This is a genomic window from Streptomyces atratus, from assembly GCF_040655115.1.
GTDB lineage: Bacteria > Actinomycetota > Actinomycetes > Streptomycetales > Streptomycetaceae > Streptomyces > Streptomyces atratus_D.
Window position 1 is genome coordinate 12,177 of sequence record NZ_JBFAJH010000029.1, and the last position, 26,990, is coordinate 39,166.

General features: G+C 68.8%; 28 protein-coding genes and 1 pseudogene. 15 read left to right on the top strand and 14 right to left on the bottom strand.

Annotated features, from left to right (window positions below):
- Positions 1 to 22 precede the first annotated feature (22 nt).
- The 6 genes from AB0I23_RS26155 to AB0I23_RS26180 form a co-directional block, all read right to left on the bottom strand.
- A complete protein-coding gene (locus tag AB0I23_RS26155) occupies positions 23 to 1,009 on the bottom strand; it encodes a thiopeptide-type bacteriocin biosynthesis protein (protein WP_359112765.1) in 987 nt (328 codons plus the stop codon).
- A complete protein-coding gene (locus tag AB0I23_RS26160; protein ID WP_359112767.1) occupies positions 991 to 2,223 on the bottom strand; it encodes a lanthionine synthetase C family protein in 1,233 nt (410 codons plus the stop codon). The genes AB0I23_RS26155 and AB0I23_RS26160 overlap by 19 nt, the downstream gene beginning before the upstream one ends.
- Complete coding sequence (locus AB0I23_RS26165) at positions 2,220 to 5,285, bottom strand: lantibiotic dehydratase (protein WP_359112768.1); 3,066 nt, start codon at positions 5,283 to 5,285, stop codon at positions 2,220 to 2,222. The genes AB0I23_RS26160 and AB0I23_RS26165 overlap by 4 nt, the downstream gene beginning before the upstream one ends.
- A 94-nt stretch (positions 5,286 to 5,379) precedes the next feature.
- On the bottom strand, positions 5,380 to 5,574 hold the full coding sequence (locus tag AB0I23_RS26170; RefSeq protein ID WP_359112770.1) for an FxLD family lanthipeptide: 195 nt from the start codon (positions 5,572 to 5,574) through the stop codon (positions 5,380 to 5,382).
- Between the two features lie 50 nt (positions 5,575 to 5,624).
- Complete coding sequence (gene fxlM / locus AB0I23_RS26175; RefSeq protein WP_359112772.1) at positions 5,625 to 6,860, bottom strand: methyltransferase, FxLD system; 1,236 nt, start codon at positions 6,858 to 6,860, stop codon at positions 5,625 to 5,627.
- A 182-nt stretch (positions 6,861 to 7,042) separates the two neighbouring features.
- Complete coding sequence (locus AB0I23_RS26180) at positions 7,043 to 7,729, bottom strand: hypothetical protein (RefSeq protein ID WP_359112774.1); 687 nt, start codon at positions 7,727 to 7,729, stop codon at positions 7,043 to 7,045.
- Positions 7,730 to 7,923: 194 nt separating this feature from the next.
- On the opposite strand from AB0I23_RS26180, the gene AB0I23_RS26185 reads away from it, so the two are divergent.
- The 5 genes from AB0I23_RS26185 (at position 7,924) to AB0I23_RS26205 (ending at position 12,713) form a co-directional block, all read left to right on the top strand.
- The gene (locus tag AB0I23_RS26185) at positions 7,924 to 9,042 is read left to right on the top strand and encodes a tyrosine-type recombinase/integrase (RefSeq protein ID WP_359112776.1); all 1,119 of its coding nucleotides are present in this window, start codon (positions 7,924 to 7,926) and stop codon (positions 9,040 to 9,042) included.
- 1,617 nt (positions 9,043 to 10,659) lie between these two features.
- Positions 10,660 to 11,328 carry a tyrosine-type recombinase/integrase gene (locus tag AB0I23_RS26190; protein WP_359112778.1) on the top strand — a complete coding sequence of 223 codons (669 nt, stop codon included), beginning with the start codon at positions 10,660 to 10,662 and terminating at the stop codon, positions 11,326 to 11,328.
- The gene (locus AB0I23_RS26195; protein WP_359112779.1) at positions 11,315 to 11,698 is read left to right on the top strand and encodes a DUF6262 family protein; all 384 of its coding nucleotides are present in this window, start codon (positions 11,315 to 11,317) and stop codon (positions 11,696 to 11,698) included. Before AB0I23_RS26190 ends, AB0I23_RS26195 begins: the two co-directional genes overlap by 14 nt.
- Before the next feature lie 81 nt (positions 11,699 to 11,779).
- Entirely contained in the window at positions 11,780 to 12,127 is a 348-nt protein-coding gene (locus AB0I23_RS26200) for a hypothetical protein (RefSeq protein WP_359112781.1), read from the top strand.
- Positions 12,128 to 12,335: 208 nt separating this feature from the next.
- On the top strand, positions 12,336 to 12,713 hold the full coding sequence (locus AB0I23_RS26205) for a hypothetical protein (protein WP_359112783.1): 378 nt from the start codon (positions 12,336 to 12,338) through the stop codon (positions 12,711 to 12,713).
- Positions 12,714 to 12,919: 206 nt separating this feature from the next.
- On the opposite strand, the pseudogene AB0I23_RS26210 reads toward AB0I23_RS26205, so the two are convergent.
- From AB0I23_RS26210 to AB0I23_RS26225, 4 genes and pseudogenes are all read right to left on the bottom strand, one after another.
- A pseudogene (locus tag AB0I23_RS26210) lies at positions 12,920 to 13,021 on the bottom strand (DUF5999 family protein); the annotation flags it as partial.
- 44 nt (positions 13,022 to 13,065) lie between these two features.
- On the bottom strand, positions 13,066 to 13,506 hold the full coding sequence (locus AB0I23_RS26215) for a DUF6302 family protein (protein WP_359112784.1): 441 nt from the start codon (positions 13,504 to 13,506) through the stop codon (positions 13,066 to 13,068).
- A 32-nt stretch (positions 13,507 to 13,538) separates the two neighbouring features.
- Positions 13,539 to 13,991 carry a DUF6415 family natural product biosynthesis protein gene (locus AB0I23_RS26220; RefSeq protein ID WP_359112786.1) on the bottom strand — a complete coding sequence of 151 codons (453 nt, stop codon included), beginning with the start codon at positions 13,989 to 13,991 and terminating at the stop codon, positions 13,539 to 13,541.
- Positions 13,992 to 14,030: 39 nt separating this feature from the next.
- Positions 14,031 to 14,426, bottom strand: coding sequence for an ATP-binding protein (locus tag AB0I23_RS26225; RefSeq protein ID WP_359112789.1), 396 nt, complete (start codon positions 14,424 to 14,426; stop codon positions 14,031 to 14,033).
- A 253-nt stretch (positions 14,427 to 14,679) separates the two neighbouring features.
- On the opposite strand from AB0I23_RS26225, the gene AB0I23_RS26230 reads away from it, so the two are divergent.
- Both AB0I23_RS26230 and AB0I23_RS26235 read left to right on the top strand, forming a co-directional pair.
- Positions 14,680 to 16,071, top strand: a complete 1,392-nt coding sequence (locus tag AB0I23_RS26230; RefSeq protein WP_359112791.1) for a helix-turn-helix transcriptional regulator — start codon at positions 14,680 to 14,682, stop codon at positions 16,069 to 16,071.
- Positions 16,068 to 16,955, top strand: a complete 888-nt coding sequence (locus AB0I23_RS26235) for a phosphotransferase family protein (RefSeq protein WP_359112793.1) — start codon at positions 16,068 to 16,070, stop codon at positions 16,953 to 16,955. The genes AB0I23_RS26230 and AB0I23_RS26235 overlap by 4 nt, the downstream gene beginning before the upstream one ends.
- A 122-nt stretch (positions 16,956 to 17,077) precedes the next feature.
- Here the strand turns inward: AB0I23_RS26235 and AB0I23_RS26240 are convergent, their stop codons facing one another.
- From AB0I23_RS26240 to AB0I23_RS26255, 4 genes are all read right to left on the bottom strand, one after another.
- Entirely contained in the window at positions 17,078 to 17,662 is a 585-nt protein-coding gene (locus AB0I23_RS26240; protein WP_359112796.1) for a phosphatase PAP2 family protein, read from the bottom strand.
- The gene (locus tag AB0I23_RS26245) at positions 17,659 to 18,831 is read right to left on the bottom strand and encodes an MAB_1171c family putative transporter (protein ID WP_359112799.1); all 1,173 of its coding nucleotides are present in this window, start codon (positions 18,829 to 18,831) and stop codon (positions 17,659 to 17,661) included. The genes AB0I23_RS26240 and AB0I23_RS26245 overlap by 4 nt, the downstream gene beginning before the upstream one ends.
- A gap of 4 nt (positions 18,832 to 18,835) precedes the next feature.
- Positions 18,836 to 19,363: a hypothetical protein gene (locus AB0I23_RS26250; RefSeq protein ID WP_359112801.1), complete on the bottom strand. Its 528-nt coding sequence runs from the start codon at positions 19,361 to 19,363 to the stop codon at positions 18,836 to 18,838.
- A gap of 200 nt (positions 19,364 to 19,563) precedes the next feature.
- On the bottom strand, positions 19,564 to 19,992 hold the full coding sequence (locus AB0I23_RS26255) for a helix-turn-helix domain-containing protein (protein ID WP_359112804.1): 429 nt from the start codon (positions 19,990 to 19,992) through the stop codon (positions 19,564 to 19,566).
- A 398-nt stretch (positions 19,993 to 20,390) separates the two neighbouring features.
- On the opposite strand from AB0I23_RS26255, the gene AB0I23_RS26260 reads away from it, so the two are divergent.
- The 8 genes from AB0I23_RS26260 (at position 20,391) to AB0I23_RS26295 (ending at position 26,889) form a co-directional block, all read left to right on the top strand.
- Positions 20,391 to 20,714, top strand: coding sequence for a transcriptional regulator (locus AB0I23_RS26260; RefSeq protein WP_359112807.1), 324 nt, complete (start codon positions 20,391 to 20,393; stop codon positions 20,712 to 20,714).
- A 1-nt stretch (position 20,715) separates the two neighbouring features.
- Positions 20,716 to 21,735 carry a hypothetical protein gene (locus tag AB0I23_RS26265; RefSeq protein WP_359112809.1) on the top strand — a complete coding sequence of 340 codons (1,020 nt, stop codon included), beginning with the start codon at positions 20,716 to 20,718 and terminating at the stop codon, positions 21,733 to 21,735.
- Positions 21,735 to 22,445 carry an ATP-binding protein gene (locus AB0I23_RS26270; protein ID WP_359112812.1) on the top strand — a complete coding sequence of 237 codons (711 nt, stop codon included), beginning with the start codon at positions 21,735 to 21,737 and terminating at the stop codon, positions 22,443 to 22,445. The genes AB0I23_RS26265 and AB0I23_RS26270 overlap by 1 nt, the downstream gene beginning before the upstream one ends.
- Positions 22,446 to 22,563: 118 nt before the next feature.
- Positions 22,564 to 23,130 (top strand): WhiB family transcriptional regulator, encoded by a 567-nt coding sequence (locus AB0I23_RS26275; protein WP_359112815.1) that lies wholly within the window; start codon positions 22,564 to 22,566, stop codon positions 23,128 to 23,130.
- Positions 23,127 to 24,134, top strand: coding sequence for a DUF2637 domain-containing protein (locus AB0I23_RS26280; RefSeq protein ID WP_359112818.1), 1,008 nt, complete (start codon positions 23,127 to 23,129; stop codon positions 24,132 to 24,134). The genes AB0I23_RS26275 and AB0I23_RS26280 overlap by 4 nt, the downstream gene beginning before the upstream one ends.
- 102 nt (positions 24,135 to 24,236) lie before the next feature.
- Positions 24,237 to 24,461, top strand: a complete 225-nt coding sequence (locus AB0I23_RS26285) for a hypothetical protein (RefSeq protein ID WP_359112821.1) — start codon at positions 24,237 to 24,239, stop codon at positions 24,459 to 24,461.
- Entirely contained in the window at positions 24,458 to 25,123 is a 666-nt protein-coding gene (locus AB0I23_RS26290) for a MobC family plasmid mobilization relaxosome protein (RefSeq protein ID WP_359112824.1), read from the top strand. Before AB0I23_RS26285 ends, AB0I23_RS26290 begins: the two co-directional genes overlap by 4 nt.
- A complete protein-coding gene (locus tag AB0I23_RS26295; protein WP_359112827.1) occupies positions 25,123 to 26,889 on the top strand; it encodes a relaxase/mobilization nuclease domain-containing protein in 1,767 nt (588 codons plus the stop codon). Before AB0I23_RS26290 ends, AB0I23_RS26295 begins: the two co-directional genes overlap by 1 nt.
- Positions 26,890 to 26,990: the final 101 nt, after the last annotated feature.

Genomic DNA, 26,990 nt, shown 5'->3' on the forward strand with positions numbered 1-26,990 from the left:
AAAAGGCTCTGTCCGTAGCGGGTCACACCCCGTTCTCCGTGTGGAGGATTGCCGCCCTGGCTGCCCAGGCCAGGATACTCTGTCCTCGCATGGACAGCCCGAGACGGTTCCAGTGGAAGATCACGTGGTAGCTGAGCACCTGCCTCAACCCGCGGTCGAGCATTCCTTCCTGGACAGCGTTGCCGAGCGCCTGCCCCGCGCGCCGGAATGCGTCGGCCCACTCGGCAACGGGCTCCAGCGGCCCGCCGACGCGCAGCACGACTTCGCTGTCGGCGAGGAGCAGGGGACGGATCTCCTTGGAACGGGCGGTGAGAAGGTCTGCCGGGACATCGTGGATGGCTGAGCGGTGTTCGTCCCTGATGACGCGGTGCCAGACATCCCCCTGCTCGTACCACTCCAGCTTGGCCGCACGCATCATGAGTGTGCAGAGAAGGACGGACAGTTCGCGAGGCCCCACGGCCAGGTTGCCGCGCTGCCGTAACTGCTGTGCTTCCCGGCTGTCGGTGATGAACAGGGCGTGCGCGGCCGTCATGCCGGCCGTCCCTCCGAATGCTGCGGTTTCCGGCTCGTAGATGCCGGGCCACCACTGTTGGAGGTGCCCGTCGGTGACGAGGCGGTCCAAGTCGTCGCCGACGGCCAACTTGGTCCCGGGCCCGGTCGTAGGTCGTAGGCGTAGGCGCCAGCAGGGGTGCTTGCGGGTGTACCACCAGCCGTCGACGGTGCCAGCGGCTTCAGCGTTTCGCAGAACAGGCAGTACGTGAGTGGTAAAGGTGGTGTCGGCGTTCGCCCAGTCGGGGAAGTGGAGGTATGCCTGCCACCAGTCGGTGGTGGTGTGGCGGTCCAGGGCTTCTCGGCCGGCCTGGTCGTAGACTTTGACGGCGTCGGACAGGGCCACGGCGTCCATCCGGTACTGGTGCGCGGCGTCGGCGATCGGTAGTCCGGTGAGGACAGCGAAGACCGCACCTTGGACCCGGCTCGGTTTCGTCTGGGTCAGTTGATCAGGAGACATGAGTCCCATCCGGTGATTGGGGCCTGCGGTGAGGCGTAGGTGGTGAGGGCGAGCGCGGTGCCGGCGTCGCCGTTGATCAGCCCGGTCGCGTGGAGGCCGCTGGGCTGGGCGTGCGCTGCGAGGGTGTCGCCGAGGCGCTTCGGGAGGGCCCGGAGGCGGGGGTCGAGGGCGTCGGCGGCGGCGCGGGTAGCGGTCTGGTAGATGCCTGCCCAGCCGTGGCACAGGCCGGTGTCGGTGACGTGGGCGAGCTGTTCGGGGTCGGTCAGGGCGCGGTACAGGGCGTCCTCGTAGAACGCCTGGAGGTCGGGGGCGCGCAGGGCGAGCCCGGCGAGTTGCCCGGCCCGTGCGATGCCGGTGGTTCCGTAGCACCAGCTCGGCCGGGCGGGGGCGTCATGGTGAGGGTGTCCGCGGCCGAAGTCACGGCGCGAGATGTGCTCGGGCCACCAGGGGCCGGAGGGACTGAGCTGGAACCAGACATCAAGGTGTTCGCAGATGGCCCACATGGCCTCGTGGTGGCCGTTGACGGTGATACCGCGGCGCAGGGCTTGGGCCAGGAGGAGGAGTGGGCCGGTGATTCCGTGTGCTGCGCCGAAGTTGGCGTGGCCACCGGGGAAGTGGGGGGAGTTGCCGCGTGCCGGGTCGTGACGGACCCACCAGCCGGGCAGCCCACGACCGCCGGGGGCGAGTGGGCGGGTCAGGGCGACGAGGTACCGCAGGACGCGTTCCAGGGCGAGCCCTTCGGGGTCGGCGCGCAGGAGGTAGGCCCCGATGCCGGTGAGGCCGTAGAAGAGGTCGTACTCGGCGAAGGTGGGCAGGTCGCCCTTGCGGATGCGGGTGAGCGCGGCATCGACGCGGCGGTGGGCGAGATCGGTGATGTGCTGGTGGAGCGTCCGGCGCGCCGGTTCGTACAGGTGCTGGAAGGACGGCGGGACGGTGGTGAGGACGAAGCCGAGGGCCGGGGCGCCGAGGAATAGCCCGGCGGTGTCGGCCGCGCTGATGTGCCCGGCCGCTGTGGCGGTGATCCATCGGTGGGCGGGGCGCCAGGAGCCGCCGTGACGGCTGGCCATCTCGATGTGCAGCAGGCTGATTCCGGCGGCGCCGTCGGCGAGGGACTGCACCGTCCAAGGCTCGTCCGGGGGCGGCGGAGCGGGTTGGGCGAGGTGGGCGGTGTACTGCTCCAGGATCGCCGCGGTGGTGGCGGCCGGCGCGGTCATCGGGCCGCCATCCGGTGCTGGAGGGCCGCGGTTCGTACGAGCCGGATCGTGGTCTCCTCGGCGCGCGGGTCGACGCCCAGGGCCCGGACGTGGTGCTGGTGCAGGAGCGACCGGGCGACGCCGAGCGGATCACGCTGGCCGGTCAAGGTGTGCCGGTAGATGTCCACGGCGACGGCGCGGGTCCGCCATGCTTCGGCGACCGCAGGGCCGCCGGGGAGGGCCGCGAGCGCGGAGGCGCCGTCCGGCGCGGCGAGTTCGAGCACCTGGGTACGCAGGGTCCGGTTCAGTCGCCCCGTGCTTTGGGGGAGGTTGCGCACCAACCACTCCTCGGCCGCCGCGGTGTTCGGCGCCAGGGGGGTGACGAGGTGCAGAGCGCTGGCCGCGGCGAGGGCCTGTGGAGCGACGGCGTCGGTGCGCTCGGTGAGCTGGATCTGCGCGAGGGCGGCGGCGGAGTCCGCTGCGAACACCTGGTGCGCGGCGTCCATGGCCGCCTCGCCGCCGAAGCGCCCGGTCTGCGGCTGGTAGGGAGCCAGGACGAGCCCGGCCGCCAGACCGGCCCCGTGCAGGCTGTCCGCCCAGGCACGAACGTGTTGCGCGGCGGCCCCGTACGCGTCCGGCGGCAGCTGCAGCGTGAGGTCGAGGTGCTGGTCGGCGTCCGGGCGGGCCATCTCCCGGTGCCGGGTGAACCACCAGACCGGCGGGGTGTCGCCGAACGCGGCGAGAAGGCTGGGCAGGTGGCGGCTCAGGATCTCCTCGTAGCGACGCGGGTGGGCGTGGAGCTGCGCGAGCAGGACGTCACCGGCCCCCGGAAGGTGCCGCCCGGGGACCGGTGACGTGGCGGGGCGCGGCCGGGGCACATCGGCGGTCTCCGGCTGCAACCGGCTCAAAGAGAGCCAGATCTCGTGTGCCCGTCCGATCCATCCGTGGGCGTCTGCGTCCGGGACCTCGCGCAGCTCCAGACGCCGGGCGTTGTCAAGGTGGGCGCGCAGGGCCCGGAGGTGGACCGGGTGGGACAGGTCGAGTGGAAGGCGCTGGTCGTACTCGATGATCGCGACCTGCATGGGGACCCGTAGCCGGTCCCGCCAGGCGGTGAAGGCGTCCTCCCACTCCTCGGTCGAGGCTTTGCGGCCGGGCAGGTCGTCGGCCATCAGCAGCCATCGGGCCTGCGTGAGGATGGTGCGGCGGTAGCGCACCCGGGGGAGGAACGGGAGCCGGGAGCCGGCGCCGAAGTCGAACGGCTTGTAGGCGGCGTACCGCCCGTTGGCCACTTCGGCGAGGAACCGGGCCAGTGGTGGGGTCTGTGTCCCGCCTTCCAGGGCGTGCAGGACGCGTACGTCGATGCGTCGGCCGGTGGAGAGCTGCACGAGGTGGAAGCTGCGCGGGTCCGCGGTGACGGCGATGTCAGCGAGAGGGATCGTCGTCTCGTCCGTCTCCTGGTGGCCGGACAGCTCGATGACGTGCGGCAGTAGCCTCGGTGTACGGGTGACGTTCTCGTTGCGGTGGCGGCGCGGCGGGAACACGAGCTGCGCCGTGAGGGCGTCCGGCGCCCCGTGGTACGTGGCGGCGAGCGCGTCCTGATGCTCGGGCGGCAGGACGTGGGCGAACCGGCCGGCCATGCTGCTGCCGGGGCGGGGGACCGCGGTGAGGAGGACATCGAAGGTGCCGCTGGACAGGGCCCGGGTGCTGGGTGAGTGGACTTCAAAGGCTGCCTCCACCCGGGGTACGAACAGCCGCTCGTCTTCTCCGGCGGCCTTCTCCAAGGCGTCGACCATGTCGTCCGTCAGCCGCAGTTCGTCGCGGCCGTCCAGGAGGACTTGCTGCATCAGCGCGAGCAGCAGTTCATCGCGGTCGGTGCGCACCTTCAGGGCGGCGCCACGTTCGGAGCCGACGTATCCGGCGGGCAGGCCCAGGCCGCTGTCGGCGACCAGTTCCATGACCGGGACCAGGGCGCCGACGCCGTACCGGGCCCGGAATCGGCGGTGGTAGTCGCGCCAGTGCTGGTAGCCGTAGGGCTGCGGGGTGGTCCGGTACAGGGCCGACACGGCTGCTTGCACTTCCGCGATCACGGCGTGCGGGAGCTGGGTCCCGCAGTCGAGGGCGGTGTCAATGAGCAGCGGTGTCGGTGTGACGGGGGTGAGGGCGCGCATCCGCGCGGAGAAGGCGCTCACGCTGGTGTCGGAGAGCGTCGGCTGGTGGGTGGACACGTCGTCACGCAGGGCGTACAGCGCGTGGACCAGGTCCCGCACCTCGGGGACGCTGTCCGCCTGGTACCGGTCCAGTTCGCGGCACAGGTGCTGGAAGGCGTCCACGGTGGTCATGGGCGCCCACAGGCTGGTGATGAGGAACTGCTGCTCGACCAGGTCCAGGAGGACAGCGTCGATCTTCTCCGGTGTGGCCTGCGGGAAGCTGTCGCGCAGGTGGCCGTGGAGTTCGCCGTAGGGGACGGGGGCGCGGGCCGCGTCCATGGCGGCGGCCACCGGCCGGGAATTGCGGACGGATACCTCGACGGGGGCCAGAAGGACGGCGTGGCCGTCGGAGGGCGGGCCCGGCGCCACGAGCCGGTCGCCGCGCGTGTGAGCGGCGTTGTTGGCGACGAGCGGTAACCGCTTCAGTAACGCGGGGGTGCGTTGGAGCCGAAGGACCATGTCGGTGACCCATTCGGCGTCCGGCCGGATCATCGCGCGGTGCTTGTCGCCCCATCGCGCGCTCGCCCGGGGCCCGACAGACACCGGGGCGGTGCCGGCGAACAGGCCGAGCGGGGTCGGGCGGTGCTGCCAGCGCAGGAGGTAGGAGACCGTCGACAGCGCGGCGCGGCGAACGTGACGGGGCTCGACCTGCCGGCCCTGGACGACTGCCTCGATGGCGTCGGACAGGACAGGGGCGGCCAGCTCCAGCGCGCTGCGGAAGTCCTCGCGTTGCCAGATGCGGTTCAGCCATCCGCGGGTGACGGCCACGTTGTCCAGGTTGAGGGTAGAGGGGATGTCTGCCGGTCCGGGGCTGGTGGTGGCGCGCAGTATTGCAACGCCTTGCCACTGGTAGTCGGCGACTGCTCGGGAAGCCATGAGGCCCTTCCGTCAGGCGGCGCAGGGAGAGGGAGAGGGCCGATGGGCCGGGCGAAGCGCTTCGCCCGGCCCACCGGTGAGGACCCGGCCTGGATCAGGCCGGGTCCTCCGTGAAGGAACCACAGGCGGAGGCACCGGTCGCGCAGGTGGTGCCGCAGCCGTCGCCCGTGGAGCACATGAGCTTGCCGTACGCGTGCTCGGCGATGACGACCTTCACGTCCAGGGGTGCGAAGTCGTCGTCGTCCAGGCCCGCCAGCGGGGCGGGCGGGGCCAGGGTGGCGCTCGTCATGATGTGCCTTCCTCTTGTTGGGATGGTGCGGGGCTACCTGGCTTCCGGCGTTACGCCGAGGGCCAGGAGAGCGAGATCCGGCTGTGCACCTTGTCGATGACTCGGTCGGCCGGGATCTGGTCATCGGGGGTGTTGGCCGGATAGACCCGGATGACCGGGCTGGGGCCGCCGCGCCGGTTGGCCTCCCAGTCGCGCAGCACGTCGGCGATCTCGTCGGCGAGCTGCTTCGCGTGCGGGCCGAGCGCGTGCACGCCGTACTCGATGTGCTTGTTGTCCTCGGTGCGGCGGGTGACGAGGTAGGCGAAGGTGTCGTCCTTGACGGCAGCGAGGGCGAACCGCTTGTTCACAGGGGTGACCAGGCCCGTGTCCAGGTCTTCGTCGACGGCCATCGTGCAGAAGCCCGGCAGGCTGATCGCCATCGCCATCTGCAGGGTGTCGATGAGTTCTTGGATACGAACGGTGACGCCGGTCCACGATTCGCGGCGCGGTGTCGTGACGGCGTTGTCGAGGCGGTGCGGGTCGGCCGGCAGGCCGTCATCGAACTTGAGCCCGATCTCCGGGGTTCCGTTGACCAGGAGGAGTTCTTCCCGGTGGGCGGTCGAGCCCTGCATCGGGACGAAGCCGCAGATTCGTGCCGACTCGCTCTCCAGATAGCTGCCGTGCTTGCCCGTGAGCTGGGTGAAGGCGACCGACCGGGTCAAGCCCCGCATCCGCAGCGGCACCACGAGCCGGCCGCCCTGCCTGAGCTGCGCGGTCCACGCCGGAGAGATGTCCCAGGCCCCGGCGGTCACCATCACGATGTCGACCACACCGAAGTCCGGGATGGGTTCGGCGGCGTCGGCGGTAACGACGTGGATGCGGCCGTAGCCGTGCTCGTCCAGGAGGCGGCGCGCACGTCCGGTGACGACGGGGTCGATGTCAACGGTGACGACTTCACCGTCCTCGCCGACCAGCTCGGCGAGGTAGGCCGCGTTCAGCCCGCCCGAGCCGATCTCCAACACCCGCATGCCGGGCTTCACCTGGGCCTGCTCCAGCATCATGGCCTGGATCTGCGGGGCGGAGACGGAACTGAGCTGCACGCCGTGCTCGTCCGTCTTGGTGATCACGGCGGCGTACGCGTCGTACGCCTTGTCCAGCGGGGTGTTGGGCGTGAACTCGTGCCGGGGCACCTTGCGCATGGCCGCTTCGATCTCCGGGGAGGAGATGTTGCCGTCCGCGCACAGCTCGTCCACCACCTTGTTCCGCAGGCGGGTCGCCTCGTCGGGATCGACGGTCGTGTTCGTCATGAACTTCCTTCGGTCGTTCGTGTTCGGGGGGAGGTAGGTCGGCACGGCGTGCCGGTGGGCCGGGAGGCTATTGGCGAACGCTCTCCGTTCTCGTCGGACCGCCCAAGGGGCGTGTCGTGCCGGACGGCGCGCGAGGGTTCCAGCGCCGGTGGTGAGCCGCCCGGAGGTCCTGTCTGTTCAACTCAGGACCTCCGGGCGGCCGTCTGGGTGACGGACGCGAGATCATCCAGATGGACGACCTCGTAGTCGCACAGTTCGCGTACGAGTTGGCTCGCCAGGAACCAGCCCAACTGGGAATGCCCGTACTCGACCGGTGCGTCGCCGTCGTCGGCAGGAAGCGGCTCCAGGCCGGTGGCGGTGAGGCGGTACCGGGAGCCGACAACGCCCCAGACCGATGTCGCCCGCGCGAGGAAGGCGACGTGCCCCTTCCGGAGGTGCGGGCACAGCTCGATGGCGGGTCGCACGTGCTCCAGGCACACCGGCGGCTGGGCCGTCCTCACCGGCTCACCGGGGCGATGAGACGGGTCTTCCGCGGCTCCGGCCAGGAAGACGTACCCCCGGTCGGTCTCGGCCGAGCAGAAGCCGATCTGGCACCGAAGCCGCTGCATAGCCGCCAGCTGCCGGGCGGGGTTGACCAAGCGCCACTGCGGCTTGCCCGTAGGCATCCCAGCAGCGTTGAGCGACTGGGAGCACCGCGCCCACAGCTCGCCGTGCGGGCCACGGTCGGTCGGTGTCTCGTCGTGGTAGGCGAGACGCACGGAGCCGAAGGCGTTCATGCTCAGCGTGAGTTCCGACTCTGGTGCGCCGTACTCGCCCTCCCGCGAGGTGATGTAGGGGACGAGTCTCGACGCTGCGCTGGTCCGCTTCACGAGGCTGCCCTCGCTGTGTCGAGAGACCGGTGCGGGGTGACGATATGGCCGCCGGGGAGGAGCTTGCCGGTGTCCTCGACTATGTCCATCAGTCTTGTGGGTGTCTTTGATGTCCAAATCGCTGCCACGAAGGGGCCTTTCGGTGCTACATGGACGGGTTCTGTTCGCCTGTCCATGTCATTCCGGGGTGTGGTGTGTCGTTCGCAGTGCAGAGGCTGCGGTTGTCCGAGGACGGTCCGGTCTCCTACACCGTGGTGGGGGACGACGGCTTGCCCGTCGATGACGTGGAGGACTTCCTCGCGCACCTGACGGCGAGGGGTGCATCGCCGAACACGGTCCAGGGCTACGCCTACGACCTGCGCGACTTCTTCGTCTGGTTGGGACAGATGGGCTTGGACTTCCGGCGTGTGCGGCTGGAGGTGGTCGCCCAGTTCTTCGACTGGCTGCGCCGCCCGAAGCCGGCCCGAGCGCCGGAGGTGTTCGTGCTGCCGGGTGTCGGCCAGGCGCTGGAGAACACCACGCTGCAAAGGAAGCGGGCCGCGCTCGCGTCCTTCTATCGGTTTCACGCCCGGCGGGACGAGAGCGTGCCCGCGCTGCTGGGAAACCTGCTGGCCAGGCAGCCGACAGGCTCCTACACCCCGATGCTGGCGCACACCCAGCGAGGGGGCGAGGTCGAGTACAGCCCGATCCGCATCCACGCCCACCGCAAGCCGCCCCGGACGCTGACCGATGACGAGGTCCGGCGGCTGATGAGCGCCTGCAACCGGCGCCGGGACCGGTTCCTGATCGCGCTCCTGGACGAAGCGGGGCTGCGGATCAGCGAGGCACTGGGCCTGCGGCACGCTGACTTGAACCTCCGCAAGGGCGAGGTGCACGTCGTTCCGCGCGAGAACAACGCGAACCAGGCCCGGGTCAAGGGCATGAAGGGCCGGATCATCCCGGTGCGGCCGGAGCTGTTCGACCGCTACGCCGCCTACATGGAGAGCGAGTACGGGACGCTGGACTGCGACTTCGTGTTCGCCAACCTCTTCCGCGCGCCGATCGGCTCCCCGATGACCCGAGCGAACGTCAACGAGCTGGTCGAGCGCCTGCAGAAGCGGACCGGCATCACGCACTTCTCGCCGCATGTCTGCCGGCACACCTACGCCACACGTCTGCTGCGGGCCGAGGTGCCGATCGAGGTCGTGGCCGAACTCCTCGGGCACGCCAGCCCGCAGACCACCGCCGAGATCTACAGCCACCTCGATGTCGAGGATCATCGCCGGGTACTCCTGTCGGCCGGGATCATCAAGGACAGGGCACCGGCCCGGTGAAAACGCCCCGCGCGAGAGCAGGCTCCGACGGCCTGCTGGCCAAGTTGATGGAGACGGTGCGCCCGGAGTTCCGGGCCGAGGTGTTCTGTCCACCGCGGGACAGCCCGGTGTTCTTTCCCGGCGAGTGCCGCGTTCCGGCCTGCCCGACGACGCTGACCATGGGCCGGCTGAAGCTGTGCCGCACCCACCACCACCGCTGGGCGGCGGCAGGGCGACCAGCCGACCTGGACGGCTGGTCCGCTCAGGAGGATGCGCGACTGCGCGAACGACGCCAGGTCTCGGCCTGCCGGGTCTCCGGGTGCAATCGGGCCCGAGCCGCCCACGGTCTGTGTCACCGCCACGCCTCGCGGTGGAACCACGCAGGACGCCCACCCCTCGAATCCTGGCTGGGACGAACCCTCTATCAACCGCCGCGCAAGCCCTGGTCCGCCGAGCGGATCTGCGACTTCCCCGACTGCCTGCGCTGGACCGACAGCACCGACGCTCCGCTGTGTCACACCCACCACAACCGGTGGCGCAAGCACGGCCGGCCGACCCTCGACACCTGGTACGACGACCTCGCTCACCGCGGAGACCCGAAGATCCGCCTGGACCAGCTGACTCCCGCCCTGCGCCTGGAGTTCCAGTTCGGTCTGCAACACCGGCTCGACGAGGGACTGCGCTTCACCCCCGCCCGCGACGTCCGCCGCGAGGTCACCTGGGCCTGCGAGGCACCCATCACCAGCCTCCTCGACTGGGACGAGAGCACCTGGCGCGGTCACGTCGCCCCGCTCGGACCCGGCGGGAAACGCCACGGTCACAACGTGGTGGCCTTCCGCTTCATCGCGGACACCCGCTTCGCCCTGGAGCACCTGCTCATCGCCGATGATCCATGGGCTGACCAGTACCCGCGCGACGTCTGGGACCTGCGGCACTTCGCCCTGGCCGAAGGAGAGACGCGCTACCTGCGCTTCGGCGGCATAGCCCAGCCCTGGCTGCGCGAGCTGGCCAAACGATGGTGCCGCTGGCGCATCAGCACGAACATCAGCGTCAACACCGTCGCGCAGAACCTGCGCTCCCTGACCCATCTCTCCGGACATCTGCCGCCGCACGCCGCGCCGGCCGACCTGACGCGCGCCAGGATCGAGACGTGGCTCGCCGCCCTGGCCGTCGACTACCCGGACGTGTTCACCCGCCGGGCCACCGTCAACTCGCTGGGCCGTTTCCTCGCCGACGCCCGCGCCCACGACTGGCAGCCGGTCCTGCCGCGCGACGCCATCATCTACAACGACGCTCCGCCTCCGCCGCCGGCCAAGCCCCGCTGGATCTCCGAACACCTGATGCGGCAGATGGAGAACCCCGAGAACCTGGCGTTGATCTCCACGGACGACCTCCGCCTCATGGTCCCCTTGCTGATCTCCTGCGGCCTGCGGATGAAGGACGCCCGGCGCCTGCGGTTCGACTGCGTCACCCACGACGACACCGGCGCCCCCCTACCTGACCTGGGTCAACCACAAGATCCACGGCCGCATCGCGTTCTTCCCCATCAGCCAGGCCCTGGCAGACGAGATCGCCGCACAACGAAAGCGCGTCCAGGCCCGCTTCCCCACCGGAAGCCGTTTCCTGTTCCCCGGCTGGATGGCCAACCTCAACGGCAGCAAGGCCGTCTCGGACACCTGGTGCCGCGAACAGATGGAGACCTGGCTGGAGCGCATCCGCCTCATCGACGAGCACGGCCGCCCAGCTCGCGTGACCTTCCACCAGTTCCGCCACACGCTGGGCACCCGGCTGATCAACGCCAACGTCCCGCAGCACATCGTCCAGCAACTGCTCGACCACATGTCGCCGCAGATGACGGCCGTCTACGCCCGGCTGCACCAGAAGACCCTGCGCGAGCACTGGGAGAAGTCCCTCAAGGTCAACGCCGAAGGCGAAGCCGTCGCACTGCCCGCGGACCACCCGCTTGCTGATGCGACCTGGATGCGGCTGTCCTTGGTGCGAGCCAAGGTCAGTCTCCCGAACGGTTACTGCGGAGCTCCGATCCAGACGGACTGCGAGTACGCGAACCCTTGTCTGGACTGCCGTTTCTTCATCACCACCGGCGACTTCCTCGACCAGCACCGACGCCAGCGCGAGGAGACCCGCAAGCTCATCGGCGACGCCGAGGAGGCCGGGCTGTCGCGCATCGTTGAGAAGAACACCCGCACGCTCGGCAAGCTCGACACCATCATCGACGCCCTGGAGCAGGCCGGACCGCAGCAGATCGTGGCCGGCGGGAAGGTGACCGATCTCGATGCCACCGGCTGACAACGCCCGCTTCCTCGTCGAAGCCTCGAAGACACGCAGCAGGCAGGCACGCGAGCGCGCCGAAGAAGCCATCAAGACGGCAGCTCGCCGCAGCGAACGGCCCACCGTCGTTGGCATCGCGAACGCGGCCGGTGTCTCCAGGTCATGGCTATACACGCAGACCGACCTCATCACCGCGATTAACCAGCTCCAGCAGCGAGCCCCGGCGCCCCACCGTGCTCCTCGGCACGCGGCCAGCGACGCCTCCCTGCAACGCAGGCTGGAGACCGCACTCGAACGAAATCGGCAACTCCGCGACCAGGTCGCTGACCTCACCCGGAAACTGGAGACTGCCCACGGCGAAATCCGCCGCCTCCGCACCCTGGCCTAGGACCTCTTGCGGGTCACGAGTGGAGGTTCGATCTCGGGGCCTGCTGGCGCCAGCGGAGCTTCTGCCTGCGACGATGCGCCTATGAGCTACGACCTTGCTGTTTGGGACGGTGACCGTCCCCTCGACAATCGCCAAGCGGGCTCGACCTACGACGAGCTCTACGAGCGCTACCTGGAATCGGACGATGTCGTCGTGCCTCCGGCGCCGCGCATCACGGCCTACGTGCAAGCACTCGTGGCGCGATACCCCGACGACGAGTGCAGTGTCGTATGGGCGTCGCCACCGGTCCTCGACGAGGCATCGGGCCCGATCGTGTACCTGCTCATGTCCTATGGCAAGGCTGAGGAAGTGTCCGAGTACGCCGCTGCGCTGGCCCACGAGCACGGACTCATCTGCTTCGATCCGCAGGGAGAATGCCTCCGGTCCTGACGAAGACATGTCCGTCTCGTAGTGCCCCTGGTCAGCAGCCTCTTCCGCGTCCGAGATCGACATAACCTCGAAGAGAAGCACTCCGTTGCACAGCAGGCTCCTTCTCTGCACTTCAGCCGATCGAGTGGTCAGTGGCTTCGGTGACCAATGCCGGGCTGCAGGAGAAATCGCGTGGACCGCGGTTGCCTGGCCATGATCCACTGGACTAATGAGCTTGTTGGTGGATGTTTTCGTCGTCGGTGAGGACGGCCAGGTGGATGTGCTGGATGTTCCGGAGGGCAGTTCGGACCTCGCGGGCTTCGAGCGCTGGCGTACTTCGGTGTGGGGTTCCGACGCCGTTCGCTCACTCGGGGCGAGCTTCTTTCCGGCTCTGGCCACCGGCGACCTGAAAGTGTTCCCGGACCAGGTGACGGATTTCCTGACGGAGTGTGCCTTGATTCGCAGCAACCTCGAAGTCGTGGCTCCGCGCACCGATCCGTCGAAAACACACACCGAGTGTGTCCGGCAGATCTCGGAGCGGTTGAGGAATATCGAGGACGCGGCCGAGCGTGCGCGAGGTCTCGCCGCCGGCGTGCTGATCTGGTAGTACGTACCGCTCTGAACTTTGCCCATTCGGACGGTGATCACGGGGTCTCCTCGGGGCGTACGCCGGGTGCTGGGTCTCCAGCTGAACGACCGAGCCGACGCGGGGCAGGACAGCCCGCCCCTCCATCAGCTGATTGCGCAGGTGCGACGTCACACACAACTCCTTGGGCAGTCGGACATCGCAGTGACCAACGACCTCAAGAAGGTGCAGCTAACACACCAGCCCTGCTCAGGGCGGCGCGTGACGGGGCGCGCGGCCTCCCTGTCGGGAGCCTCAGCCGTGGGGCACGGCGGGTTGTGCGCACACATGGTGCTCGTCCTCTCGGGTGGGAAGTTGGGCCCTCTTCGGCGAGTTACGGTGCCGTGGGGGAGCACGGAACGGAGATTGCCGAAGAGGGAGTCGTGTGGTGCCGCTGCATGAAGTCGGCGATGGCTGCTTCGCTGTAGCCGTAGAAGCGGCCAAGGGTGGTGATGCTGCGGTCGCCCCAGAGCGTCGGCGGCTTCTCGCCCCACTCGACAACGGGGCCGGTGTCCGGATAGGACGACAACCGCAAGCGGGGGTTGGGGAAGCCGGGCTGCTCAAGAAGGAGGTCACGGACCTTGAGCCCGTAGCAGAAGCACGACACCGGGTAGTACCCGCCTCGCCGCGTGCCCCCGACGGGGACCGCGAGGAAGGGCATACGCAGGGTGCGCACAGCGACGCTCTTCTCCAAGAGCCAGGTGTCGGAGAGTCGTCGCTCGTAATAGTCGAAGTCGTACGCGTCTCGCGGAAGGGCTGCCGCCGTGGCGGTCACGGGCGGGTGTCTGACAGCGCTGGGGTTGTGCATCACTCCGCCTCCGTGATGTAGCGGGCTTCGATCAGCTCTTCGGCCAGGTCGGAGGTCACGAAGGCCAGGCGACGAGCAAGGCCGACAGCCTGCTGGTGTGCGGCCGGCGTTCGCTCGCCCCTCAAGGGGAGACCTCGTTCAACGAGCTGGACCATCACTCGGGTGGGCGGAAACTGCTCGTCCGCGACGGCGATGTCGCTGAGCTGCTTCAAGTGGCTGCGGAGGCGGTCGACCAAGGCGCCGGTCGTCGTGACCGGCGGCGGCTGATTGCCGATTGCCGTGTCGAGGTCGTCAAAGACTTCTTCGACATCGAGCGGCTTCCAGTCCTTGATCCGCTCCAGGACGGACCTCAAGCCCTCTGCGTCGAGTGGAGGTGTCCACCGCGGGGTGCTGGGCTCGTCGGCCGGCGGAGGAACCACGTCGTTCTCCGGAACCAGAGCGGTGAGGGACATCGGAACTCCTGGGGGAGGGCCAAGTGCCGGCCGTGGGGGTTAGAAGTGCTCGGGGGCTTCCGGGGTCCCTATGAAGACCCACACGTCCTTGCCCGCTGGGGTCACGGATACGGACGTGTCGTCGGCCAAGGCGCGCAGCAGCATCAGACCGCGCCCCTCTTCGGCCAGAGTGTCCGGAGACGCGTATACGGGCGGGCAAGGGTCCTGGTCGCGGACGATGGCGGTGACACCGTCCGGCACCTTCTGGAGGAGCAGGCTGGCCATCCGGCGTCCGTCGGCGTCCGCCGCCGTGTGCTGCAAGACGTTGGTGATCAGTTCGTTGACCACGGTCAGCATGCGGTGCGCGGTGCCGTTGTCGATGCGCCACCAGCAAAGGTGCGTCGCGACGATGTCCCTGACGGTTACCAGATCTTCGGCCCGGACTTCGAAACTCATGTCGAGTTGGCCGCCCACGCTTCTGGACGTGGCTCGAACAGAAGCGTCCCGATCACGGGTGTCGACGAGTAGTTCCATCGCTGCTTCCTCCGTTCTGCCAGAACCCCTTCAGCAGGGGTGGGTTGCGGTGTGTACTGGAATGGAACCGATCAGCAACCATTTAGGCAGAGCGCACCGAGAGCGTGCAGAGCCTGATGCCGACAGATGAAGAGTTCGGCATCAACGACTTCGGGGACAGAACATGCCGCAGCCAATGAAGCAGCTCGATCCGGGTGCCTCCGCCCAGGAGTGGTTCGGGAACGAGCTGCGCAGGCTGCGCCTGGAGCAAGGGCTGTCGGCCAAGGAGCTGGGACGGTTGGTGCAGGTCAGCGACGACATGATCTTGTCGATCGAGAAGGGCAAGTACCCAAGCTGCCGTCGCGACGTGGCTCAACGGCTCGATGACGTCCTCCGCACAGGTGGGCTGTTCGACCGCGCGTGGCCGATGGTCTTCGGTAACCGCGATGCCGACAAAAAGCGGGCTGATGCCGATAAGGCTTCAACGGGCAGGGGGCAGCTGCCCGTTCAGGCTCCGACAAGCCGCATCCTGGGCAGAGACGATCCAACTCTTCGCCCTGGGAGCCATGAGCCCGTGATTCGACGCTCGTTCCTCCAGATCGGTGGCCTCGCCGCCGTTGCACCCCTCGACCTCACCGAGGTCTTCGCCCCCGCAGAGCTGTCTCTCCCGGTACACGTCAACCCCGGCCACATTGACCAGGTCCTGGCCGCGGCCACCTCCATCAGCGGCATGGACAACGAGCTGGGTGGCGGTGGCATGGTGCGTGATGTAGCCAGTCGAGCGATGCAGTGGTCGGCCGGTCTGCTGCAGGCCCAGTGCCCCGAGCACTTGCGAACCGAACTGTTCGCCTCTGTATCGAGACTCGGCATCGTGGTGGGCGCCTCTGCGTTCGATGCCTACCACCACGATGACGCCACCCAGACGTTCCGGTTCGCAGCAGACTGTGCCGAGGAGGCCGGCGACTGGCATCTACGAGCCAAGACGTACTCGTTCCTCGCACGGCAAGCCGTGTGGATCGGAGCCCCCGACGACGGCCTCACTTACGCCGAGAAGGGACTCGTGCGCGCCGACCGGTTGTCCGCGACGGAGCAGGCGATGCTTCACACGGCACGGGCCAGGGCTTTCGGGAAAATGGGTAACGTGCGCGACACCATGGCGGCCGTCGGCGCCGCGGATGAAGCGTTCACCCGGGCCCGGCCTGCCGAAGACTCGCCGTGGATGGCCTACTACGACGAGGCGCAGCACAACGGGGACACAGCTCATGCCCTGTTTGATCTCGCCATCCTTGCTGGACAGGACCCGGGCAGAGCAGCCCGCCGATTCGGCACAGCGGTGAAGGGACACACCGACGCCTACAAGCGGTCCCGTGCGATCTCGCGCACCAAACTGGCCTCCCTGATTATGGCCAAAGGCGACCCCCGCCAGGCGGCGGCACTCGGCCACGAGGCCCTGGACGAGGTAGGTCGGACCACCTCCCGGCGCGCCGCCGACGACCTACGACAGCTCGGTCGCTTCGCCTCGAAGCATCGGACAGTCCAAGAGGCTTCGGGGCTGCGCGATCGGATCGCCGCTACGGTTTCCGCATGACTTCTGCGGCAGCCGCGCCTGCGCGTCACGTCCTGGAGCAGGCATGTTCCGCAGTCGGACTGGACTCCGCCGGGGCGGAACCACTGCGTCTGGCCGAGAACCAGATATGGCGGCTACCGGGCAGGCGGGTGATCGTACGGATATCACGGGCGGGCCAGAGCGCTGCGGCGGCCCGTGAGGTGCGCGTCGCGCGTTGGCTCGCCCAGGAGAACGTCGCGGCTGTTCGCCTGATCGACGTGGAGCAGCCGGTCGAGGCGGGCGGTAGGCCAGTGACCTTCTGGGCGGAACTTCCACCGCAGGAGCACGGCTCCGTTCAAGACGTCGCCCAACTCCTGTCGCAGCTCCACTCCTTGCCCAAGCCAGACATTGAGCTGGGGTGCCTCGATCCGTTCGTCCGGGTCGGCGAACGACTGCAAGCGGCCACCACGATCCGCGACGACGACAGGGAGTGGCTGCACGGACTCCACCGCGACCTCGCAGCGGCCTGGGCCGAGCGGCCGGCCGGTCTCCCCGACCGGGCTGTGCACGGCGACGCCTGGCCCGGCAACTTCGTCCGCACGGCCGACGGGGTCCTGATGATGGACTTGGAGCGCTTCTCCGTGGGGCCTCCGGAGTGGGATCTCGTATCCACCGCAGTGCGCGCGAAGACCACGGGCGCGGTCACCATGCGCGAGTACGACCAGTTCTGTGCGGCCTACGGGCACGACGTCACGGAGTGGGAGGGCTATCCCATCCTCGCGCGCGCCCGAGAGCTGCGGATGGCGACGTACGCCGCCCAGCATGCAGCCGGCAACGAAGAATGGATCAGCCAAGCGCAGTACCGGATCGACTGCCTGCGCGGTCGATCCGGTCCGCGGCCGTGGACATGGAAGGGAATCCTCTGATCAGGGCACTCGCCGACGCACCGCTGGCGTCAGCTCGGCGGCGAATCGGGCCTGTGCCAGCGGCGTGATGCCGCACTCGCACTCGTCGAGTTGTACGAGCTGGGCCGCTCACCGAAACCGCGCTACCTGAGGAGCCCGAACGTGACGGCAGCGGCAGCTCCGCCCAGCAGAGCACCGACGATGGTCTGCGCGATGGTGTGGTCTCGGAGTTGGACGCGGGACCACCCGATGGCGGCGACGACAAGGGCGAGGCCGGCCATGGGCGGCCCGAAGGCGAGTGCCAGGATCGTGGCCACTCCACCGGCGACGGCGGTGTGCACCGACACCTTCCACCAGACGGTGACCACCATGGTGGCCGCCAGGCCGACGAGCATGGCGATGACCAGAGCGAAGAGCTCACGGGGAGCGTCGAAGACGACCTGGATCAGGATGCCGACGAGCACGGAGACCATGGTCGCCGTGAGTGGGACGGCACGCTGGGACCGGACCTTGACGTGCTTGTCCGTCCATGACCCGCGTTTCACGCCGAACAGGATGATGGCGAAGGGAATGCCGCCGCAGAACAACGCGGCGAGGAGCCCCCAAGCCAGCCCTTCGGGGCTTCTCGTGCTGTGCCAGCCGATGATCAGCAGGATGGCTATCACGAGGTAAGCCGGCGCAAGGGCGTCGGTGACTATGCGGGCTAGGCGAGTTGAAGTGAGTTTCATCCTGAACTCCGGGCGGAGGAGAATTCTCGAACAAGTGCTGATTCGTAGGCTGTTGCCAGGTGCCTCAAAGCTTCGACTTCGCTGTGAAGGTCCTTACCGCCACTGGCCGGGGCTGTGTGCTCACCCACGCGGGCGTCTCCGTTTTCCCGCGCCTCCTTGGCTCTGACGATCCAGCACGCCTCGGCATATATCTCGGCCTGGGCGCCTATGAGGCCCTTCTCCGCGACGTATCTTGCGGCCTCGGACCGCAGGGTCGGGGAGGCATGGTCCCCGAGATCCAGAATCGCGTCTCGGATTTCTATCCCCCGTCGATACAGGCGACCGCGTGTGTGGCGGAAAAGAAGAGCATCCGCTCGTCTGCTGCGCGGTGGATCGAGACGCACTGAAGGGACAGCGGCAGTGAGCTCAAGCCAGAGAGGGTAGAGCCGCGTGAGAGCGAGATGGGCGCGGCCCCATTGGTGGAGCCGACGGACGACCGGCAAGGTGCTTCCGGCGAGGATGAAGACCAAAGCCCCGAACAAGAGGGCGCTGCTGACGTTTTCATCAGTCCGAGGGGATAGCGGCGTCAAGCCGAAGTATCGAAGCATCAAGGCCAGTACACGGTGCCCCGCGTAGACGATCCCCAGCGCCGTTCCCAAGCCGGTGATCCGAAGCCCGCGCCCCAGGAGGCCGGCTCCCGGGAGGCGACCCCATCGCCAGCACAGTCGAGTGGCACTGACGAGAGCCGTACCGAGGTAGCTGGACCAGATGACGCCGTAGACGGCTATACGCCAGTCGTCGGCGAAGTCGGTGAGAAGGTCGGTGGCTTCCCCGGGCTGCGGAGCGGCGAAGAACAGCAGGGTCAGACCGACTCCGGCGGCAAGAGGGACGGCGATGCGCGGACGTGATCCGCGGAGCGAGGTGGCCTGCTCCTGTGCCACGTCATACACGAAGGTCAGTACGGCGTAGGCGGCCGTGATGCCTGCCAGGTGCTTGCAGAGGGTCGCCACGTTGTGGATCCCCAACCAGGAATCCAGAGCCGAAGAGACACCGTCCGGACGGATGGTCATGGCTATGGACAGCGCGAAGAACGCTACCCAAAGAGCGCGCTTCGCCGGAACACGCCAGGCGGCCGGAGCGCGCCACACCGTGACGATCCACAGGAGGGCTGCGAGGATGAGGGAGGCCATCGGATCAGGAGTCGCTCAGCGCGTCGTCGAGGCGTTGCAGTACGGGGTCGCTTCGGGTCTCGTTCGGGGAAAACAAGTTGGCTTTCCTGGCAAGAAGGTCGGCGAGCTGCTCGGCGGCTCGCTCATCCTCCGTGTTGTAACTGGCGCGTCCAAGCACGCTTTTCACGGCTGATGCGTCAACTCGCGAGAAGAGGTGCGCCATCCGCTCGACCTGCAACGAAGTGTGCTCCAGCAGCATATGGCTTACTTCGTGGAGGACGATGTGTGTGCGGTGAAGCGGGGAAGTCGATTCCTCGTGGAAAATGTGATCGGCCCGTTCCGTGGCGATCCAGGCCCCGCAGGGAACTCCGCTGGACGTGATTCCCGGAGTGCTGTGAAGGTACACGGTCCGGCCGCGCTGCGCGGACAGCATCTTGCAGAAGACCTGTACATCAAACGGGTCAGGGATCTCTGTCGCGGCGAGTAGTTCCTTGTGCTTCGGGTATCTTGCCGCGCTGTTGCCCACCCGACCGAAGTGACTGCGCAGGTTCAACGTACTGCTCCGGTTCGATGTCTTACCGAAGCGTTCTTCGGCCGAATCACGATACGACAGTGATCACGCGCGAATGGGCTGGGGGAATGCAGGGAATGGCTGTTGTTGATTGGATGTCAGTTGATCAAGCTTAAAAATGGTGCATAGTGCATTTTTTCGGCGTCGATCTTCGCGGTGTGGAATCGGCGTGGTGACAACCGTCACGCGCTCGGCTTCGCAGGGGCGTCGTGAAGCCCCTCCAGTGCGCGCGCCCTTTCGATGAATCCGCTGATCGTCGAGAGCGTTTCGGTCGACAGGCCGGCGGCGCGTAGGGCTACGGCGCGGACGTCGGCGTCCCGCATGGTCGTCAGGAGGGCCAACTCGGCTTCGACCTGCTCCGACTCCTTGGCGTCGAAGAAGTACGCCGGAGGCACGCCGAAGAAGGTGGCCAACGCTCTGATCGTTTCCAGTTTCGGGTTGCGATTGGAGCCGGTCCGAAGCTGCTGAATGGCGCTGGCCGAGATGGATGTCCCCGTGCTCTCCCGGATGCCGGCGGACACCTCGGCGTAGGTGTACGGCCCTCGCCCCTTGGGGTGCATGTCTCTGAAGAGCCGGTCGAGCAGTTCCGCGAACTGCCGCTCTGTGGCCATTCCGGATCCCTTCGCTGCGAGGATGAGTTCATCCACTTCAGTGGTGCTACTCGTTCGATCGTATCGAATGGCGACACTGTGGTTGACGGAGCGTCGCGATTGCGGTGTATGTTGATCGCACATTCATCCACTGGAGTGGTGATTGCCTGGTCAGGGCAGGTGCGAGAGGTGGACTTGTAACGAGGCTCACCCTATGGTCCTGGTCCCAGCAGGCCGCCTACCGGCGCTGGGGCAACGAACGAGAGGCAAGAGACAGGGAAGAGGGGCCCAGTGCCCGGGAGCTACCAACTCCCGGAGCGCCAGGCCGGCGCCCCAGAGGGGCCGACTCACATCTCGCGGGCGGCGGGCTTTTACAGGAGAACCACCGCACCGCGCTCCTACGAACAACGGAGTATCGCATGCTCGCCACGCCGAGCGGAATCCCGGCATGCCCGGAGACCGACCGCCAGCACCGCCTCGCCGCCCAGCTCATCGACATGATCCCGGGCGCGGTCACCATCCGCGTCAGCCTTACCGACCCGAGCCAGGCCCGGCCCCACCCGCACGCCAGTGCCAAAGGCGAGGCCGGCGAGACGGTGGAGCTGAGCCGGACGGCCGCCAGGGTCGCGGCCCGCTGGATCCTGCGGGTCTGGCCGGAGGCGTACTGGACCCGGCCGCACATCTTCGACCTCGCCGACGCGACCCTCATCCGTAGCGACCTCGCGGCCGACCGGGGACGCTGACATGGCGCGAATACGCACCATCAAGCCGGAGGCGTTCACCTCCGAGTCGCTCGCCGAAGTGAGCGTCGAGGCCGAGCGGACCTTCTTCGGGCTGCTCACCCAGGCCGATGACCACGGCCGTCACCGCGACAACGCCGCGATCATCGCCGGGCTGCTCTGGCCCCTGCGCGCCGAACACACCTCGGTCCACGTCGAGGACGACCTCCAGCAGCTCGCGAACGCGGGCCTGATCTGCCGGTACACCGGCTGCGACGGCCGCCGCTACCTCCACATCGCGACCTGGTCCGAGCACCAGAAGATTGACAAGCCGAGCCAGTCCCGCCTGCCCTCCTGCCCGCAGCACCAAGCCGCCCACCGGTGCGCACCCTGCAAGGGCACCTGCACCGAGCGGACGCAGGCACCGCCTACTCCTCCCGGAGTGTTCGCCGAGGCTTCGTCGAACATTCCCCGAGTCCTCGATCTGCCCGCCCAAGCCGCCGCGACACCTCCCGGCCACACAGGCGGGCCTCCCACCGCCCAGCAGGACCCACTCGACGGCACGGTCGGCACCCATAACCACACGGGCACGAAAAACGCAGGTCAGGACGCATTCGCCGATGACTCCCCGAACCTTCCCCGAAGCCTCGGGGAGGGCTCGGCGCCTGGATCTAGGATCTTGGATCCTGGATCTTCTTTCCCTACGGGGCGCACGGCGCCCGCAGACACCGTCTCGGCCAATCAGCTGGTCGGCGAGTACATCGCTGCCTGCGAGGAGCGTCCGCCCAGCGACGTGATCGGACACCTCGGGCGGATCACCAAGAAGCTCCTGGCCGAGGGCATCGCTCCGGAGCACATCCGGGCAGGGCTGCGGAACTTCGCAGCCAACCCCAAGCACCCGAGCGTGCTGACCAGCCTGGTCAACGAGGCCATGAACGCGAGGTCCGGCGGCTTGGTACGGCCGGGAAGCTGGCCTAACGTGCCCGCTCACCAGGCGTGGACCAACCCGGCCGACGCTGCCGCCGCCTACGCCGAGGAGCTGTGATGCGTACCCGTAACCGACGCGAACCGCAGACCCTCGCCAGCGAGGGCACCCTGGACCGGATGGCCCGGATTCTGGCCGCCCGCCACATCGACCCGGCCACTGTCGCCGCAATCGCCGACGACCCCGAGCCCTTCTCGCCGCTGGACGCCCTGTCGGCAGGGATGCCTCCGCGCTACCAGGCCGCCATCGCCGACCACCCCCAGGTGCTGGCCTGGGCCCGCGACGTCGCCCAGGCGGCGGTCGCCCCCAGCCCGGGAGCCCGGCGGCAGGTCGCCACCGGACCCAGCCTGCTGATGGCCGGCGTCGTCGGCGCCGGCAAAACCCACCAGGCATACGGCGCGATCCGACTCCTGGTACAGAGCGGGGCCGGCGTGCGCTGGCGCGCGACCACCGCCGCAGACCTGTACGCAGACCTGCGCCCCCGGCCCGGGGTCGACAGCGAGCGGGAACTGGCGATCTACAGCCGCGTGCCGCTGCTGATCATCGACGACCTCGGCGCGGCCAAGGCGTCCGAGTGGGTCGAGGAAGTGACGTACCGGCTGATCAACCGCCGCTACAACCACATGCTCCCGACCCTGATCACCACCAACCTGGCGATCAAGGACCTCAAGGCCTACCTCGGCGACCGCGTCACTTCCCGCCTCGCCCAGATGACCACCCGGGTCGAGTTCGAACCGGTCGACCGCAGACGCCACCGCGCCGCAGCCTGACCCACCACAGGCCGCCCCACCGGGCCGCGCCCTCAGCGCGCCGCCCCATGCACCTCACGACCCAGCGCACCCCTCCGCCGACGCCCCTTGTGCGCGGAGAGCGATCGGAGCAACCCGCATGACCACCACGACGATCAGCCCTACCCACCACCGGTCCCTGGGCGACCACACCTGGCAGGACCAGGCCGTCTGCCAGTCCACCGAGTACAACCCGGTGGACCCCGAAATCTTCTTCCCCGAGCCCGACGAGACCGCCAAGATCACCGCCGCGAAGTCGCTGTGCGGCCAGTGCCCGATGCGGCGCGCCTGCCTGGACGCCGCCCTCGAGAACAACGACACCGACGGCATCCGGGGCGGACTGACGGAGGAGGAACGCCGGCCGCTGCACGAGAAGCTCGCCCACCGCCTCGACTACAGCCGCGTCAACGCCACCATCGCCGGACGCGACGTCCACCTCACCAAGGCCGAACGCCGCGCGGTCGTCCAGGCCGCCTACCGCCACGGCCTCACCGAACAGCGCCTGGCCTGGCTCCTGAAGATCACCGAGGAACACGCCCAGAAGCTGTACCGCGAAACCCGCCGGGCACTCGTACACCGTGACCTGGAGCCGGCGACGAAGACCGTCCCGCCGCCCGCGGCCGACGGTGAGCGCCTGGGTCGCGTCGACTTCGGGACGGCGGCATGAGCACCGCGCACGCGCCGAGGACGGCGCACATCACCGGCTGGGACCGCACGGTCGTCATCGCCCTGGGCGGCGCGGGCTGCGCCCTGTCGTACGACGCCCTCCAGCAGATGGCTGTCGCCATCCACATCCGCGGCTTCCTGACTTACCTCTTCCCCCTGGTGATCGACGGGTTCATCGCCTACGGCGTACGAGCCCTGCTGGTCCTGCGCGACGCACCCCTGCGCGCCCGGCTTTATGTCTGGACCCTCTTCGGTACGGCGACGGCCGCCAGTATCTGGGCCAACGCGCTGCACGCGGTCAGGCTCAACGAGGAGGCGGGTGCGGTCACAGGGCTGCGGCTCGGGGACACGGTGGTCGCGGCGCTGTCCACCATCGCCCCGCTCGCCCTGGCCGGCGCTGTCCACCTTTACATCCTCATAGCCCGGGGACAGGTCAAGGACAGCGACCCCGGTCACCCCGGTCATCTCGGTCAGGCTGACCGGCCCGAGGGCGTCGAGGTCACCCGGGCCGACCGGGCCGGCCAGGTCAGCGCCGGACAGTCGGTCACTGCCCTGACCGACCGGCCGCGCCCGTCCCCGGACAAGCAGACCCCGATCCCTCGGTCACTGACCGGGGACAGCACCCACACGGACAGCGGTGACCCGGTCACCGGTCAGCACGATCAGCCGCACCAGGCCGCTGACCTGCCCGGACAGTCGGACACCGCGCCGCCGGTCACCGGCCGCCAGGACAGCCCCGCGCCGGTCACCGACCGGCCGGTCACTCCGCGGCCGGTCACTGACCGGGGCACCCGCATAACCAGTGACCGGCGGCCTGACCCGGACACCGAGGAGCTGCTGAAGATCGCCCGGTCAGCGGTCAGGGCCGAGGACAAGCTGACCCGCAAGGTGGTCGCCCAGGCGATCCGCGGTCAGCAGATCCCGCTCTCCAGCGACACGCTGACCGTCCTGATGGCCCAGCTCCGCGCGCAGCACGGACAGCCGGTCACCTCCACCCGGAACTGACCGGACGGCACGAAGCGGGTGACCGATCTGGACACCCCGGCAGGTCACCCGCCCCCGGACAGGTACCCCCACACCCTCCCGAAGAGAAGCGGAGAGCACCTCATGCGCACCCGCCCGGCCACCCCCGCCGAGGTCGACTCCTGGCTGACCGTCCTGCACCAGCATGGCCACCTCCACCACGCCAAGTCCGCCCCCGACAACACCTGGATCGTGCAACGAACCCCGCACACCCGCTCCTGGACCCTGCACCACCCGGTTCTGGCCATGGACTGGATCGAGGAACTCGTCCGCGAAATCCGGCAGCAGAACCCGGAGACGACCCGGTGAGTGCCAACGACCCGGCGGTCCCCACGTCCGGACTGGAGTGTGACCCCACGACGGCTCCTGGCGGAGCAAGCTATCGCGTACGACGGTCCTACGGCCCGTCGTACGCACTTGCCCCCGCCCAGGAGGGCGGGGGGAGCCCGGCTGGGCCCCGAGCGAGGGCGCTCGGGAACCAGCCTGGTGACCGGCACCAGGGGGCGCCGGTCACCAGGGGAGAAGCCGAACGTGACGACCACCGCGAGCAGCCGAGCCCGAGCACGCCCGCCTTCCCCGACCGCAAACCGCGCCGCCGCACCCGCAACCCGAGCGAGCGCACCCGCAAGACGACCACCCGCCTCTCCGACGACGAGAAAGCCGAGATCGCCGCCGCAGCCGCGCAGCGCGGCGTCACCGTCGCCCGCTTCCTCGCCACCGCCGGCCTGACCGCCGCCCGCGGGCCCGTCGCCATGCACAGGAACGACCGGCTCGACGCGGCCATCGACGAACTCGCCGCGCTGCGCACCGCGCTTGCCCGCATCGGCAACAACATCAACCAAATCGCCTACGTCCTCAACAGCGGCAGCCATCCGCGCGCCGGCGAACTCGAACACGCACTGAGCGTTCTGACCCGGCTCCTCGGCCGCCTCGACGACGCGGCGAACGACCTGGTGAACAGGCGGCTGTGATGGTTCCCGACATCGGACGCGGTTCCCGCACCCACGGACTCCTCATTTACCTCTACGGCCCCGGCAAGCGCGAGGAGCACACCGACGCGCACCTCGTCGGCTCCTGGGACGGCTTCGCCCCCGACCCCGGCCGCGACACCAGCCCCGACCCCGATCCGAAAGTCACCCTCGCCCGCCTCACCGCCGCCCTCGACCTCAGGGTCAAGCAGGCCGGCGACCGCGCGCCCGCCAAGCACGTGTGGCACTGCTCGGTCCGGACCGCCCCCGGCGACCGGCGACTCTCCGACGAGGAGTGGAACGCCGTCGCCCAACGCATCGTCCACGCCACCGGCATTGCCCCGGACGGTGATCCCGACGGCTGCCGGTGGATCGCCGTCCGCCACGCAGAAGACCACATCCACATCGTCGCCACCCTGGTGCGAGGCGACCTGCGCAACCCCCGCCTCAACTACGACTTCAACAAGGCCCAGGCCACCTGCCGCCGCATCGAGAAGGAGATGGGCCTGCGCCGCCTGAACGCCGGCGACGGCACCGCAGCGAAAAACCCCACCAGCGCCGAGAAGTTCAAGGCCGAACGTGCCGGCCGTCCCGAGACCTCCCGCGAGACCCTCCGCGAAGCCGTCCGCCAGGCCGTCGCGGGAGCGGACGACGAGAAGGAGTTCTTCACCCGGCTCCACGAGGCGGGCCTGCGCGTGAAAATGCGCCACGCCCCGTCCGGTGACGCGCTCGGCTACAACGTGGCCCTGCCCGGCGACCGCAACCGCCACGGCGAACCGGTCTGGTACCCCGGCTCCAAACTGGCCCCCGACCTGTCGCTTCCGAAGATCCGCCTCCGGCTGGCCGACGGTACCGCAGAGCGGACAACGCCTTCGGCCGCCGGCGGCCGACCAGACTGGTCCTCGCCCGCCCGAGAGCGACGGAGCGCCACCGGGATCGCCGAGCGTGCCGCCGTCCTCCTCGACAGCGACGACGACGAAGCCGCCGCCCAGCTCGTCGGAGTCGGAGAACTTCTGGACGCGGTCGCCCAGACCTCCCCGGCCGCCACCCGCGCCGAACTGGGTGCGGCCGCCAGGGCCTTCGAGCGTGCCACCCGCAGTCACGTCCGATCGGAGCGAGCCGACACCCGGGCGATCCGCACGGCGGCCCGGGGCATCATCCAGGCCGGCAGCGCTCTCGGCCGTGGCGAGGACGGCGGCACCACCGCCATGCTCGTCTCCACCCTGGTCCTGGTCGCCCTCGCCGCCGCCCGCTGGCACTCCGCACGTGGCCATGCCCAGCAGGCCCACGCCTCCCGACAGGCCGCCGAGCACCTACGAGCCGCCTACCGCCAGGCTGCCGCCACGCCCATGCGGGCACTGCGTGACCAAGGCCGCGCCCTGCCCGAAGCCGAACGCCGAACCCACGAGGCCACCATCCGCGCAGCCCTGCCGGAACAGGGGCTACGAGCAGACAGCTCGTCGACGAAGACCGATGCCCTGGCCGCCACCCTTGCTCAGGCCGAACAGACGGGCCACGACCCCAAGGCCCTTCTGCAACAAGCCATCGACATGCGTGAACTCGACACAGCCGCGGACATGAACGACGTCCTGGTCTGGCGCCTGCGCCGCCTCGCCCAGCTCCCCGCACACCCGGGCGAAGCGGCCCGCCGCCCACAAGCTGGCACCAGCCGACCCAAGACCGCGAGCAACCGCACCAGCAACCGGACAGCGCCCACGGCAGCAGCTCGTTTCGCCACCGACCTGCGCAACCGCCCACCCCGCCGCTGACCAGAGTGGGAGCGCCATGGATATCAGGTGTGGATCTCCCCGAAGGAGTGAACCTGATGAGCACGACGACTGGTCACTTGGTCGAGACCGTGGACGGCGTG

Excerpts from the sequence above, each read along its gene's own strand:
- AB0I23_RS26235 (WP_359112793.1), top strand. The coding sequence starts at position 16,068 with ATGACTTCTGCGGCAGCCGCGCCTGCGCGTCACGTCCTGGAGCAGGCA.
- AB0I23_RS26220 (WP_359112786.1), bottom strand. The coding sequence starts at position 13,991 with ATGTCCCTCACCGCTCTGGTTCCGGAGAACGACGTGGTTCCTCCGCCG.
- AB0I23_RS26230 (WP_359112791.1), top strand. The coding sequence starts at position 14,680 with ATGAAGCAGCTCGATCCGGGTGCCTCCGCCCAGGAGTGGTTCGGGAAC.
- AB0I23_RS26255 (WP_359112804.1), bottom strand. The coding sequence starts at position 19,992 with ATGGCCACAGAGCGGCAGTTCGCGGAACTGCTCGACCGGCTCTTCAGA.
- AB0I23_RS26160 (WP_359112767.1), bottom strand. The coding sequence starts at position 2,223 with ATGACCGCGCCGGCCGCCACCACCGCGGCGATCCTGGAGCAGTACACC.
- AB0I23_RS26265 (WP_359112809.1), top strand. The coding sequence starts at position 20,716 with ATGGCGCGAATACGCACCATCAAGCCGGAGGCGTTCACCTCCGAGTCG.
- AB0I23_RS26190 (WP_359112778.1), top strand. The coding sequence starts at position 10,660 with ATGGCCAACCTCAACGGCAGCAAGGCCGTCTCGGACACCTGGTGCCGC.
- AB0I23_RS26165 (WP_359112768.1), bottom strand. The coding sequence starts at position 5,285 with ATGGCTTCCCGAGCAGTCGCCGACTACCAGTGGCAAGGCGTTGCAATA.
- AB0I23_RS26270 (WP_359112812.1), top strand. The coding sequence starts at position 21,735 with ATGCGTACCCGTAACCGACGCGAACCGCAGACCCTCGCCAGCGAGGGC.
- AB0I23_RS26225 (WP_359112789.1), bottom strand. The coding sequence starts at position 14,426 with ATGAGTTTCGAAGTCCGGGCCGAAGATCTGGTAACCGTCAGGGACATC.
- AB0I23_RS26275 (WP_359112815.1), top strand. The coding sequence starts at position 22,564 with ATGACCACCACGACGATCAGCCCTACCCACCACCGGTCCCTGGGCGAC.
- AB0I23_RS26260 (WP_359112807.1), top strand. The coding sequence starts at position 20,391 with ATGCTCGCCACGCCGAGCGGAATCCCGGCATGCCCGGAGACCGACCGC.
- AB0I23_RS26155 (WP_359112765.1), bottom strand. The coding sequence starts at position 1,009 with ATGTCTCCTGATCAACTGACCCAGACGAAACCGAGCCGGGTCCAAGGT.
- AB0I23_RS26285 (WP_359112821.1), top strand. The coding sequence starts at position 24,237 with ATGCGCACCCGCCCGGCCACCCCCGCCGAGGTCGACTCCTGGCTGACC.
- AB0I23_RS26205 (WP_359112783.1), top strand. The coding sequence starts at position 12,336 with ATGAGCTTGTTGGTGGATGTTTTCGTCGTCGGTGAGGACGGCCAGGTG.
- AB0I23_RS26195 (WP_359112779.1), top strand. The coding sequence starts at position 11,315 with ATGCCACCGGCTGACAACGCCCGCTTCCTCGTCGAAGCCTCGAAGACA.
- AB0I23_RS26295 (WP_359112827.1), top strand. The coding sequence starts at position 25,123 with ATGGTTCCCGACATCGGACGCGGTTCCCGCACCCACGGACTCCTCATT.
- AB0I23_RS26240 (WP_359112796.1), bottom strand. The coding sequence starts at position 17,662 with ATGAAACTCACTTCAACTCGCCTAGCCCGCATAGTCACCGACGCCCTT.
- AB0I23_RS26245 (WP_359112799.1), bottom strand. The coding sequence starts at position 18,831 with ATGGCCTCCCTCATCCTCGCAGCCCTCCTGTGGATCGTCACGGTGTGG.
- AB0I23_RS26170 (WP_359112770.1), bottom strand. The coding sequence starts at position 5,574 with ATGACGAGCGCCACCCTGGCCCCGCCCGCCCCGCTGGCGGGCCTGGAC.
- fxlM (WP_359112772.1), bottom strand. The coding sequence starts at position 6,860 with ATGACGAACACGACCGTCGATCCCGACGAGGCGACCCGCCTGCGGAAC.
- AB0I23_RS26200 (WP_359112781.1), top strand. The coding sequence starts at position 11,780 with ATGAGCTACGACCTTGCTGTTTGGGACGGTGACCGTCCCCTCGACAAT.
- AB0I23_RS26280 (WP_359112818.1), top strand. The coding sequence starts at position 23,127 with ATGAGCACCGCGCACGCGCCGAGGACGGCGCACATCACCGGCTGGGAC.